The sequence below is a fragment of the Bradyrhizobium genomosp. I (2014) genome (assembly GCF_000261685.1).
Lineage (GTDB): Bacteria > Pseudomonadota > Alphaproteobacteria > Rhizobiales > Xanthobacteraceae > Bradyrhizobium.
Window position 1 is genome coordinate 1 of the sequence record NZ_AJQE01000293.1, and the last position, 11,864, is coordinate 11,864.

The window sequence follows — 11,864 nt, forward strand, 5'->3', positions numbered from 1 at the left end:
TCAGTCAAAACGTGAAACGCTCTAGCCGGCGGCTCCGGCCCGCTCGAGCTCGACCTCCGTCACCACGCGATTGCGCCCGCCGCCCTTGGCGAGATAGAGCGCGCGGTCGCAACGCTCGATCAGGTCGGTGATAGCTTCGCCGGTCCGGTACTGCGCCACGCCGATCGACACGCTGATGTTGGGCAGGATCTCGCCGGTCGAGCGACGCGTGATCGTGCATTCGGCGATCGCGCGCCTGATGCGCTCGGCGATCTCGGCACAGGCGCCAAGGTCGGCGTCCGGCAGCACCGCAATCAGCTCCTCGCCGCCATAGCGGGCCGGCAGATCCTGCTCGCGAACCTTTTCGCGCAGCACCTTCGCCATCAGGCGCAGCACCTGATCGCCGACGCCGTGGCCGAAATTGTCGTTGAAGGCCTTGAAGTGGTCGATATCGAGCATCAGCACGCTGAGCGGCTCGCCCCATTCCGCAGTCGTCTGCGCCTTGCGCAGGAATTCGTCGAGCGCCCTCCGGTTCGCCAGCCCCGTCAGCATGTCGGTCCGGGCGCGCTGCTCGGACCTCGACAGCGAATCGCGGATCACGTCGAGCTCGCGGGTCTTCTCCGCAAAGCCTGCCTCCAGCCGCGTCGCCCTTGTGGCGGCCCGCGCCAGCTCGTTCATGAGCTGGGCGACCAGCAGTTTTGGATCGACACCGGCCCTGCCCTGGTCCGCCACCTGGCTGATGACCTGCATCTGCGAATGATTGTCGGCGATCGCGGTCGCCAGAAACTCCTTCGCGACCCCCATGAGCGCCTGCAACCGCTCGGACGTGTCGACCACGGCGGCACCCACCTGCGGCGCGACGTAGGTTTCGAACAGATCCTGATTGGTTCGGGCATCGAAGGGGCGATTGTGGTCGATGAGGAGATCGATCGCGTTGCGCAGATCGTCATGGCTGCCTGCGAAATACTGGAACCAGACCGCAAAATTGGCCGGAGTCGGCGCAATCCGCTGCTCGGCCATGCTCCGCATCGCCCGTCCGGCGATGGACGCGGCATAGTCGTAATCGGTATCGTCAAAGCCGGAATGCATCTGCGGTAACGCGGTCCTGTCGGGCCGCAAATTGGCATCGACCCCTTAATCCCACCCCAACGTGGGCCCTCGTAGTTATGCGGAGGCGCGGTCGAAGTTCCAGAACGCGGGCAACCCATTGACCCCCTGAGGTCTTCTATGGCCTAGTCCGCCGTCTTGAGACGGCCGAACCCACGAAAACCCAACGATTCCATGACCTCCGAACGCTATAACGCCCGCGACGCCGAACCGCGCTGGCAACGCCTCTGGGACGAGCAGGCGATCTTCGTCTCCAGGAACGACGATCCGCGGCCGAAATACTATGTGCTCGAGATGTTCCCCTACCCCTCCGGGCGCATCCATATCGGCCATGTCCGGAATTACACGCTCGGCGACGTGCTGGCCCGCTTCATGCGCGCCAAGGGTTTCAACGTGCTGCATCCGATGGGCTGGGATGCCTTCGGCCTGCCGGCCGAGAACGCCGCGATCGAGCGCAAGGTCGCCCCGAAGGCCTGGACCTACGACAACATCGCCGCGATGAAGAAACAGCTTCGCTCGATCGGGCTGTCGCTGGACTGGTCCAGGGAGATCGCGACCTGCGATCCCAGTTATTACAAGCACCAGCAGAAGATGTTTCTGGACTTCCTGCGCGAAGGCCTCGCCGAGCGCGAGAAGCGCAAGGTGAACTGGGACCCCGTCGACATGACCGTGCTCGCCAACGAGCAGGTGATCGACGGCCGCGGCTGGCGCTCCGGCGCCGTGGTCGAGCAGCGCGAGATGAACCAGTGGGTCTTCAAGATCACGAAGTACTCGCAGGAGCTGCTGTCGGCGCTGGACGGGCTGGACCGCTGGCCCGACAAGGTCCGGCTGATGCAGCGCAACTGGATCGGCCGCTCGGAGGGCCTCCTGATCCGCTTCGCGCTGGATCCGGCGACAACGCCCGCCGGCGAGAACGAGCTGAAGATCTTCACAACGCGGCCCGACACGCTGTTCGGCGCAAAATTCATGGCGATCTCGGCGGATCATCCGCTGGCACAGGCCGCAGCTGTGAAGAACCCTGATCTCGCGGAGTTCATCGCCGAGATCAAGAAGATCGGCACCGCGCAGGAGATCATCGACACCGCGGAGAAGCAGGGCTTTGACACAGGCATCCGCGCGGTGCATCCGTTCGATCCGTCCTGGAAGCTGCCGGTCTATGTCGCCAACTTCGTGCTGATGGAATACGGCACCGGCGCCATCTTCGGCTGCCCCGCGCACGACCAGCGCGACCTCGACTTCGTCAACAAGTACGCTCTCGGCAACACGCCGGTGGTGTGCCCGGAAGGCCAGGATCCGAAGTCGTTCGTCATCACCGACACCGCCTATGACGGTGACGGCCGCATGATCAATTCGCGCTTCCTCGACGGCATGACCATCGAGCAGGCCAAGGACGAGGTGGCGAAGCGTCTCGAGAGCGAGCTGCGCGGCAATGTGCCGGTCGGCGAGCGCCAGGTGAATTTCCGCCTGCGCGACTGGGGCATTTCGCGCCAGCGCTATTGGGGCTGTCCGATTCCGGTCATTCACTGTCCGAAGTGCGATGTGGTGCCGGTGCCGGATGCCGATCTGCCGGTGAAGCTGCCTGATGATGCGACCTTCGACAGGCCGGGCAACGCGCTCGACCATCATCCGACCTGGAAACACGTCACCTGCCCCAAATGCGGCGGCAAGGCCCAGCGCGAAACCGACACCATGGACACCTTCGTGGACTCGTCCTGGTACTTCGCGCGCTTCACCGACCCCTGGAACGAGAACGCGCCGACGACGCCCGCGGTCGTCAACCGGATGATGCCGGTCGACCAGTATATCGGCGGCGTCGAGCACGCGATCCTGCATCTGCTCTACAGCCGCTTCTTCGTGCGCGCTATGAAGGCGACCGGCCATATCGCGATGGACGAGCCGTTCGCCGGCATGTTCACGCAAGGCATGGTGGTGCACGAGACCTACCAGACGGCCGACGGCACCTATGTGCAGCCGGCCGAGGTGAAGATCGAGGTCGGCGGCAACGGGCGCCGCGCGACGTTGCTGACGTCGGGCGAAGACATCCAGATCGGCCCGATCGAGAAGATGTCCAAGTCGAAGAAGAACACGGTCGACCCCGACGACATCATCGAAACCTACGGCGCCGACGTCGCCCGCTGGTTCATGCTGTCGGACTCTCCGCCCGATCGCGACGTGATCTGGAGCGACGAGCGCGTCCAGGGCGCCTCGCGCTTCGTGCAGCGGCTGTGGCGGCTGGTGAACGATTCCGTCGAGCTCGGCAAGGCTGCGCCGACGGCCTTGCCGGCCAGCTTCGGCCCGGACGCCACCGCCTTGCGCAAGGCCGCCCACGGCGCGCTGGACAAGGTCACCACCGGTATCGAGCGGCTGCACTTCAACGTCTGCCTCGCCCATATCCGCGAGTTCACCAATTCGTTTTCGGAAGTGCTGCAGCGACCCGTCCAGCCCGCCCCGGACCTTGCTTGGGCGATCCGGGAGGCCAGTCAGATCCTGGTCCAGCTATTCTCGCCGATGATGCCGCATCTAGCTGAGGAGTGCTGGCAGGTCCTGGGGCAGAAGGGGCTGGTTTCGGAGGCCAATTGGCCCCAAATCCAACGCGATTTGCTAGTTGAAGACAGCGTGACCCTGGTGGTCCAGGTCAACGGCAAGAAGCGGGGGGAGGTCACAGTTGCAACAGCGGCCCAGAATCCGGAAATCGAGGCTGCCGTTTTGGCCCTCGATGCGGTAAAGCTGGCGCTGGATGGCAAGCCCGTCCGCAAGGTGATCATCGTCCCCAAGAGGATCGTGAATGTTGTCGGCTAGGATCCGTATCGCAGGCCGCTTGCTGGCGGTCGCCGCCCTGGCGGCGCTGACGGCCGGCTGCTTCCAGCCGATGTATGCCGAGCGAACCGACGGCACCCCCGGCCTGCGTGAGAAGCTGATGGGGGTGGAGCTGCCCCCGATCAACAAGCCCAATGCCTCGCGCGAGGCCCGCGTCGGCGTCGAAATCCGCAACGCTCTGGCCTTCAAGCTTTACGGTACGGCGACGGGCATGCCGCCGACCCACCGGCTGGACATCCGCTTCACCACCACCCGCTCCTCGCTGATCGTCAGCGCCACGACGGGACTGCCGACCAGCGAAAATCTCGGAATCGATGCCCAGTACAATCTGGTCGAGGTCGTGACCGGCAAGTCTGTCATGACCGGCTCGACCTTCTCACGCGTGTCCTATGACATGCCGGGGTCCTATCAGCGCTTCTCGCGCACCCGCGCCGTGCGCGATGCCGAGGATCGTGCCGCCAACGAGATCGCCGAGAACATCACGACCCGGCTCGCCTCGTTCTTCACCGCGGGAACGTAGTTCATTCCTCTCATTCCGGTGCGCCCGCAGGGCGAACCCGGAATCTCGATCCCCAACCTCTGGATTCCGGGTTCGCGCTGCGCGCGCCCCGGAATGACAGTTAGCTCACATGGTCGCACTGCGCGGAAAAGAGATCGACGCCTTCCTCGCCCGCCCCGATGCGGGCCGTCCGATCATCCTGCTCTACGGTCCCGATGCCGGCCTCGTGCGCGAGCGCGCCGATGCGCTGATCGCATCGGCGGTCGATGATCCCAACGATCCGTTCTCGCTGGTCAAGCTCGACGGCGACGAACTCTCCGCCGAGCCCTCGCGCCTCGTCGACGAGGCCATGACGGTGCCGCTGTTCGGCGGCCGCCGCGCCATCCGCGTTCGCGCCGGCTCGCGCAGCTTCGCCAGCGGCATCGAGACGCTGGCCGAGATGAACGTGAAGGATTGCCGCATCGTGATCGAGGCTGGGGAGCTCCGCCCGGAATCGCCGCTGCGCAAGACTTGCGAGCGCGCCAAGACGGCGGTGGCGATCGGCTGCTATCCCGATACCGAACGCGATCTTGCCAAGCTGATGGACGATGAGCTTCGCATCGCGAATTTGCGCATCGCGCAGGACGCCCGCGCAGCGCTGATGTCGTTCCTCGGCGGTGATCGCCAGGCCTCGCGCAACGAGCTGCGCAAGCTGACGCTCTACGCCCACGGCAAGGGCGAGGTCACGCTGGACGATGTCATGGCTGTGGTCGCCGATGCCTCAGAGCTGAAGCTCGATCCAATCGTCGACAGCGCCTTTGCCGGGCGGCCCGACATCGTCGAGAGCGAATTCGCCAAGGCGATGATCGCCGGCACTTATCCCGGCGTGATCATCTCCGCCGCACAGCGGCAGGCCGCGTGGCTGCACAAATCCGCGCTCGCGATCGCAGACGGCACGCCGGTCTCCGCCGTGCTCGACGGTGGCTTTCCGCGGCTGCATTTTTCGCGAAAGCCCCAGGTCGAAACCGCGCTGCGCAATTTCAGCCCGGCGCGGCTCGCCGCCATCATCGAGCAGCTTGCGACCACCGCGCTCGACACCCGCAAGCAATCCACCCTCGCCGCCGCAATCGCCCAGCGTACGCTGATGGCGATTGCCGCGAACGCGAAGCGACGGGGTTAGGCTTTCGCTCCCTCCACGTCGGACGTAACTCTCTCCACTCGTCATTGCGAGCGCAGCGAAGCAACCCAGCGTCCCTCCGCGGGTGTGGATGCAGACGCGCGCCACATACTCGTCTCGCCCAGCGAACGCAGAGGACGAGAGCCGGGCTTACAGCGCGCCCTTCGCCAGCCGCTTCATCACCTCGTCGAGCTGATCGAGGTTGCGGTAATTGATCTGCACGGAGCCACCGGGATCACGGTGATTGACGGTGACCTTGAGACCGAGCGCGTCGCTGACGCGCCTTTCGAGGTCGAGCGTATCAGGGTCCTTTTCCTTGCCCCCAGTGGCGCGCGCCTTCTGGGGCTTGCGTTCGGGTACGCCCTCTTCATGCGCCAGCGCCTCGGCCTGGCGGACGTTGAGACCCTCCTCGACGATGCGCTTGGCGGCGGCGAGCGGATCCGGCACGCCGATCAGCGCGCGGGCGTGGCCGGCCGTCAGCTCGCCGGTCGCGATGAAAGCCTGCACCTCGGCCGGCAGCTTCGTCAGCCGCATCATGTTGGCGACGTGGCTGCGGCTCTTGCCGACGACCTTTGCGATGTCGTCCTGGCTGCGTTTGAACTCGTTGGCGAGCGCGTGATAGCCCTGCGCCTCTTCCATCGGGTTGAGGTCTTCGCGCTGCACGTTCTCGATGATCGCGAACTCCAGCGCATCGCTGTCGCTGATGTCGACCGGAACGATCGGCACGTCATGCAGGCCCGCGAGCTGCGAGGCGCGCCAGCGCCGCTCGCCCGCGATGATCTCGTAGCGGTCCTGCGCGCCCTTCACCGGACGCACCACGATCGGCTGGATCACGCCGTGCTGCTTGATGGAGTCGGAGAGCTCCTTGAGCTCGGTCTCCGAAAAAGTGCGGCGCGGGTTGCGCGGGTTGGGCTTGATGAATTCGATCGGCACCTTGCGCTGCGCGCGCGGACGATCGACATGCTGAGCCTCGCCGCCGACGTCACCGATCAGACTCGCAAGACCTCGGCCCAGTCGCGAACGCGCTTCGTCGGCCATCGCCAGCTCCCTTGGATTCACGGTGCAGCACTCCAGAACTGAATTGTCGAAACTTGTAGAATGGGTAGAGCGAAGCGAAACCCATCGCTGTTCGTGCGTGTGATGATGGGTTTCGCTGCGCTCTACCCATCCTACCGGTCAACGTCGCGTCAATGCGTCGTGCGCAGCTCGCGCTCGCGCTGGATCACTTCGGTGGCAAGCCGCAAGTAGGCTTCGCTGCCGACGCATTTGAGATCGTAGACCAGCACCGGCTTGCCGTAGGACGGCGCCTCGGAGATGCGCACGTTGCGCGGGATCATGGTCTTGTAGACCTTCTCGCCCATGAACTGCCGGACGTCGGCGACGACCTGGTTCGAGAGGTTGTTGCGCGAGTCGAACATGGTCAGCACGATGCCGTGGATCGACAGGTTCGGATTGAGCGTCGAGCGCACCTGCTCCACCGTCTGCAGCAATTGCGACAGACCCTCGAGCGCGAAGAACTCGCATTGCAGCGGGACCAGGATCGCGTCGGAGGCCGCCATCGCGTTCACCGTGAGCAGGTTGAGCGAAGGCGGACAGTCGATCAGCACATAGGTGTAGTCGGCATCCGGCGAGACGTTGTTGTTGAGCGCGCCGATGGCGTCGCGCAGCTTGAAGGCGCGGCCGGGCGTGGTGCCGAGCTCGAGCTCAAGGCCGGAGAGGTCCATGGTCGAGGGCGCGATGTGCAGCCGCGGCACCGCGGTCGAGACCACCGCCTCGCGCAAGGCGGCTTCGCCGACCAGCACGTCGTAGGTCGAGCAGGAGCGGTTGCGGCGATCGATGCCGAGGCCGGTCGAGGCGTTGCCCTGCGGATCGAGATCGACGATCAGGACGCGCTCGCCGATCGCCGCGAGCGCCGTGCCAAGGTTGATCGCTGTGGTTGTCTTTCCTACCCCGCCCTTCTGATTCGCCAACGCAAGAATGCGCGGGTGGCCATGAGGGACCTCATGGGTCTCTTGGGCCGGTTGTTCTTGCTGTGGTTCGTCAATCACACTCATCGCAATTCCCCACTCACCCCTGAACGCCTCAGCTGCGCCGTTCGGCGGCATTCAGCTGCACGATCCAACCATCACCCGTGCGACTTTGGTGGAGCCGAGGCTGAATATTCCAATATTTAGCGGCTTCGGTCAATTCAGCCTCTACATCTTGACCCTTGAGAAATAGCGCCTTCGCGCCTTGGCGCATCAGCGGCTCCGCAAAGCCGATGAGTTGATGTAGCGGAGCCAGTGCACGCGCGGTGACGCAATCGACGGGACCGGTGATTCTATCCACATTATCCCCGATCTCAGCGAGATGTACGACTCCCGGAGATGTGGTGACGCGAATCGCTTCGCGCAGGAAAGCCGCCTTCTTGGCGATTCGCTCGACGAGGTGGACGCTCGCGCCCGGCGTCCCCGCCATGGCGCAGGCCAGGACGACGCCGGGGAAGCCGCCGCCGCTGCCGAGGTCGGCCCAGCGTTTTGCAGTCGGCGCGAGATCGACCAGCTGGAGCGAATCGGCGATGTGCCGTGTCCAGAGCTGCGGCAAGGTCGAAGGTGCGACCAGATTCGTCTTAGCCTGCCACTTGCGCAGCAGGGCGATGTAGCGATCGAGCCGCGCCTCGGTTTCACGTGAAACAGGAGCAAGCTTGAGCGCCGCGATCTTGTCGGCTGCGATGATGGAGTCGAGTGCCTGATCGTTGGCGCTGGCCTTGTCGATCCTCGGCTTGGCCGGCGGTTCGGTTCGCCGGCCAGCCCCCTCACCCATTGCGCTCTTTCCTGATGACGATCTGCCGCCGCCCGGCCCGCGCTGTTTCACGTGCCTACGCGATCGCCTTCGAGGTCTTCCGTGCCTCGCGGCGGAGGTAGGCCGCGAGGATACCGAGTGCCGCCGGCGTCATGCCGTCGATCCGGCCGGCCTGGCCAACGGTGAACGGCCGCGCCTTCTCCAGCTTGGCACGGACCTCGTTGGAGAGACCCGGGACCTGCTGGTAATCGATGTCCGACAGCACCATCCCCTCTTCGCGCCGGAACGCTTCGACGTCGGCAGTCTGGCGCTCCAGATAGACGTCGTACTTCGCGTCGATCTCGAGATGGGTTGCAATGACGGGATCAATCGCCGCCAGCTCCGGCCAGATCGCGCGGACTTGGCTCCAGGCGATGTCTGGATACGCCATCAACTCGAAGGCCGACCGCCGCTGGCCATCCCGGTTCAGGGACAGGCCATGCTTGATCGCCTCGTTCGGAGTGATGCTCAGGGACTTCGACAGCGTCCGGGCTGCGTTCAGGGCGTGCATCTTGGTACGGTGGTGCCGGATTCGAGCACTGCCGACACATCCCAAGGCGATTCCCTTCTCGGTCAGGCGCTGGTCCGCATTGTCGGCCCGCAACGTCAAACGATATTCAGCCCTGGAGGTGAACATCCGATAGGGCTCGCTGATCCCGCGGGTGACGAGGTCATCGATCATCACGCCGAGATAGCCGTCAGCCCGGTCGAACACCGTCAGCGCGGCCCCACTGGCGGAGAGCGCAGCGTTCAGGCCGGCCACGATGCCCTGCCCGGCGGCCTCTTCATACCCCGTGGTGCCGTTGATCTGCCCGGCCAGGAACAGACCACGCAGGCGCTTGGTTTGGAGGGTCGGATCGAGCTCTCGGGGATCAATGTGGTCGTATTCAATGGCGTAGCCCGGGCGGACCATCTTCACCCGCTCCAGGCCTGGAATGCTGGCGACGATCGCAAGCTGGACCTCCTCCGGCAGCGAGGTCGAGATCCCGTTGGGATATACGGTCGTATCGTCGAGCCCTTCCGGCTCCAGGAAGATCTGATGGCCGTCGCGGTCGCCGAAGCGGACGATCTTGTCCTCGATCGAGGGGCAATAGCGCGGCCCGGAACTCCTGATCTGGCCTGAGTACATCGGAGAACGATGGACATTGGCGCGGATCACCTCGTGGGTGGCGGCCGTGGTCCGGGTGATCCCGCACTGGATCTGCGGGGTCGTGATCCGCTCCGTCATAACCGAGAACGGCTCCGGGGGCTCGTCTCCGGGCTGCATCTCGACGGCGGCCCAGTCGATCGTGGTCCCGTCCAGACGTGGCGGAGTGCCGGTCTTGAGCCGTCCGAGGGTGAAGCCGGCACGCTCAAAGGAGCCGGAAAGACCCATGGCGGGCGCCTCGCCGACACGGCCGGCCGGCCAGCTCTTCTCGCCGAGATGGATCAGACCGCGGAGGAATGTGCCGGTGGTGACCACAACCGACCCTGCCCGAAGCTCCCGACCATCCGCCAGGCGAAGACCTGTGACGCGCCCTTCGGCCACGATCAGCTCGTCGGCCTCGCCTTCGATGACCGCAAGACCCTTGGTTTCCTGGATGGCGGTCTGCATGGAAGCCGCATAGAGCTTGCGGTCTGCCTGGGCGCGCGGACCACGAACAGCGGGGCCTTTGCGGCGATTGAGAACACGGAACTGGATGCCGCCGGCATCGGCGACGCGGCCCATCAGACCATCGAGAGCATCGACTTCGCGAACCAGATGGCCTTTGCCGAGACCGCCGATGGCAGGATTGCAGGACATCGCGCCAACGGTCGAGAAATGGTGCGTCACCAGAGCGGTCGCCGCACCCATTCGCGCGGCAGCAGCTGCGGCCTCACAGCCGGCGTGGCCGCCGCCAATCACGATGACGTCGAAACTCTCTCGCTCCGTTCGCATGGGCGGATTTCTAGCTCAGAGGCGAGAAAGCCGGAAGAGGAAACTGGGAAAGCGGGAGTGTTTCACGTGAAACACGGTTCCTCGGCCCAATTCAATCTTGCGAAAACAACCCCATGCACAGTAGAGGAAGCGTTGAAAGGACACCCGTTTCACGTGAAACAAAACGGCTCACTGACAGGAAACGGGCTCCCAAAAGCTCGGAGTGATCTTCCTGCAGCGTCATCGCCGACTGGAAAACGACGGTCTCACCTGCACCTGGAAATGATAAGCTGGATTGCACCGCAACGACGCGTTTCACGTGAAACGCAAACAATGGAACAAGGGCTAGTTCTACAATGAAGAACTAGCTCTACTTTCCGATACAGAACTTCTGGAAGATGGCACCAAGGACGTCTTCGACGTCCACGCGGCCGAGCAGCCGGCCCAGGGCATAAGCAGCAGCACGCAGTTCTTCGGCGGCGAGCTCCTCGCCGTCTTCTACAAGCTCAAGGCTCCGGTGCAAGCTGTTTGAGGCCCGGCTCAACACGTCGCGCTGGCGGGCCCGGGTCACCAGGGCGCCCTCGGTAGTTCCGAAAAACTCCGAAGCGAATTTTACCAGCGCATCCATCAGTTCGGGGATCCCATCACCCCGACTCGCCGAGATCCCGAACTCACCACTCGGCCGGGGTCCCCCGCCCCCGCCAAGATCGATCTTGTTGCGGACGATCCAGACCGCCCCCTCTGATCGATCGCCGCCTTCCGATTTCCGAAGTGACCGCACCGCGTCCGGATCGGGGGCTTGCTCCCCCTCGACCAGCCACAGCACGAGATCGGCATCCTCGGCTCGCGCCCGCGCCCGACGCACGCCCTCCTGCTCCACGGGGTCATCGGTCTCGCGAATACCGGCGGTGTCGATGACGGTGACGGGATAGCCGTCGAGATCGAGCTGCACCTCGATGACGTCGCGCGTGGTGCCGGCATAGGGCGAGACGATCGCGACTTCGCGGCGGGCGAGCTGGTTGATCAGCGTGGACTTGCCGACATTCGGCTCGCCCGCGATCGCAACCACGAGGCCGTCGCGCAGGCGTTCAGAATGCCCCTGTGCCGCAAGGACTTTTGCGATTTCATCGTGAAGGGCCTCGATCGCCTTCACCGCCGGCGCCCTCAACTCCTTGGGCACGTCGCCCTCATCGGAAAAATCGATGCCGGCCTCGATCAACGCGGATGCCTCGATGATCCGCTCGCGCCAGTCGCGCGCGCGATCCCCGAGCAGCCCCTGCAACTGGCGCAGCGCCTGGCGGCGCTGGCGGTCCGTGTCGGCATGAATGAGATCGTCGAGTCCCTCGGCTTCAGTCAAATCAAGCTTGCCGTTCTCGAAGGCGCGCCGGGTGAACTCGCCCGGCTCGGCTGCGCGCGAATTCGGAATATTAGCAATTTGTCCAAAGAGCGCCGCCAGCACCGCCCGGCCGCCATGGACGTGAAATTCGGCGACGTCCTCGCCGGTCGCGCTGCCCGGTCCCGGAAACCAGAGCACGACGGCATCGTCGATCGCCTGGCCTGCGCCGTCGCGGAGCAACCGGCGGCTCGCC

At 64.7% G+C, this 11,864-nt stretch carries 9 protein-coding genes; 3 read left to right on the forward strand and 6 right to left on the reverse strand.

Annotated elements, in window-relative coordinates; genetic code table 11:
• Nucleotides 1-21 precede the first annotated feature (21 nt).
• Nucleotides 22-1,068 carry a GGDEF domain-containing protein gene (locus IC50_RS27275; protein ID WP_193374158.1) on the reverse strand — a complete coding sequence of 349 codons (1,047 nt, stop codon included), beginning with the start codon at nucleotides 1,066-1,068 and terminating at the stop codon, nucleotides 22-24.
• Between the two features lie 192 nt (nucleotides 1,069-1,260).
• Between IC50_RS27275 and leuS the strand changes: the two genes are divergently transcribed.
• From leuS to holA, 3 genes are all read left to right on the forward strand, one after another.
• Nucleotides 1,261-3,885, forward strand: coding sequence for a leucine--tRNA ligase (gene leuS / locus IC50_RS27280; protein ID WP_035711987.1), 2,625 nt, complete (start codon nucleotides 1,261-1,263; stop codon nucleotides 3,883-3,885).
• Nucleotides 3,872-4,423 (forward strand): LPS assembly lipoprotein LptE, encoded by a 552-nt coding sequence (gene lptE, locus IC50_RS27285; RefSeq protein ID WP_035711990.1) that lies wholly within the window; start codon nucleotides 3,872-3,874, stop codon nucleotides 4,421-4,423. Before leuS ends, lptE begins: the two co-directional genes overlap by 14 nt.
• A gap of 109 nt (nucleotides 4,424-4,532) precedes the next feature.
• The gene (holA, locus tag IC50_RS27290; protein ID WP_035711993.1) at nucleotides 4,533-5,561 is read left to right on the forward strand and encodes a DNA polymerase III subunit delta; all 1,029 of its coding nucleotides are present in this window, start codon (nucleotides 4,533-4,535) and stop codon (nucleotides 5,559-5,561) included.
• A gap of 147 nt (nucleotides 5,562-5,708) precedes the next feature.
• Here holA and IC50_RS27295 read toward each other — a convergent pair whose 3' ends face one another.
• The 5 genes from IC50_RS27295 to mnmE form a co-directional block, all read right to left on the reverse strand.
• Nucleotides 5,709-6,596, reverse strand: coding sequence for a ParB/RepB/Spo0J family partition protein (locus IC50_RS27295; protein WP_035711996.1), 888 nt, complete (start codon nucleotides 6,594-6,596; stop codon nucleotides 5,709-5,711).
• Between the two features lie 149 nt (nucleotides 6,597-6,745).
• Nucleotides 6,746-7,612, reverse strand: coding sequence for a ParA family protein (locus tag IC50_RS27300; RefSeq protein ID WP_035711999.1), 867 nt, complete (start codon nucleotides 7,610-7,612; stop codon nucleotides 6,746-6,748).
• A 28-nt stretch (nucleotides 7,613-7,640) separates the two neighbouring features.
• Nucleotides 7,641-8,360, reverse strand: coding sequence for a 16S rRNA (guanine(527)-N(7))-methyltransferase RsmG (gene rsmG, locus IC50_RS27305; protein WP_440588148.1), 720 nt, complete (start codon nucleotides 8,358-8,360; stop codon nucleotides 7,641-7,643).
• Between the two features lie 55 nt (nucleotides 8,361-8,415).
• Complete coding sequence (mnmG, locus tag IC50_RS27310) at nucleotides 8,416-10,296, reverse strand: tRNA uridine-5-carboxymethylaminomethyl(34) synthesis enzyme MnmG (RefSeq protein ID WP_035712005.1); 1,881 nt, start codon at nucleotides 10,294-10,296, stop codon at nucleotides 8,416-8,418.
• 349 nt (nucleotides 10,297-10,645) lie between these two features.
• A partial coding sequence (mnmE, locus tag IC50_RS27315) for a tRNA uridine-5-carboxymethylaminomethyl(34) synthesis GTPase MnmE (RefSeq protein WP_035712010.1) occupies nucleotides 10,646-11,864 on the reverse strand: 1,219 nt, incomplete at its 5' end.

Excerpts from the sequence above, each read along its gene's own strand:
- leuS (WP_035711987.1), top strand. The coding sequence starts at position 1,261 with ATGACCTCCGAACGCTATAACGCCCGCGACGCCGAACCGCGCTGGCAA.
- holA (WP_035711993.1), top strand. The coding sequence starts at position 4,533 with ATGGTCGCACTGCGCGGAAAAGAGATCGACGCCTTCCTCGCCCGCCCC.
- mnmG (WP_035712005.1), bottom strand. The coding sequence starts at position 10,296 with ATGCGAACGGAGCGAGAGAGTTTCGACGTCATCGTGATTGGCGGCGGC.
- IC50_RS27295 (WP_035711996.1), bottom strand. The coding sequence starts at position 6,596 with ATGGCCGACGAAGCGCGTTCGCGACTGGGCCGAGGTCTTGCGAGTCTG.
- lptE (WP_035711990.1), top strand. The coding sequence starts at position 3,872 with ATGTTGTCGGCTAGGATCCGTATCGCAGGCCGCTTGCTGGCGGTCGCC.
- IC50_RS27275 (WP_193374158.1), bottom strand. The coding sequence starts at position 1,068 with ATGCATTCCGGCTTTGACGATACCGATTACGACTATGCCGCGTCCATC.
- IC50_RS27300 (WP_035711999.1), bottom strand. The coding sequence starts at position 7,612 with ATGAGTGTGATTGACGAACCACAGCAAGAACAACCGGCCCAAGAGACC.
- rsmG (WP_440588148.1), bottom strand. The coding sequence starts at position 8,360 with ATGGGTGAGGGGGCTGGCCGGCGAACCGAACCGCCGGCCAAGCCGAGG.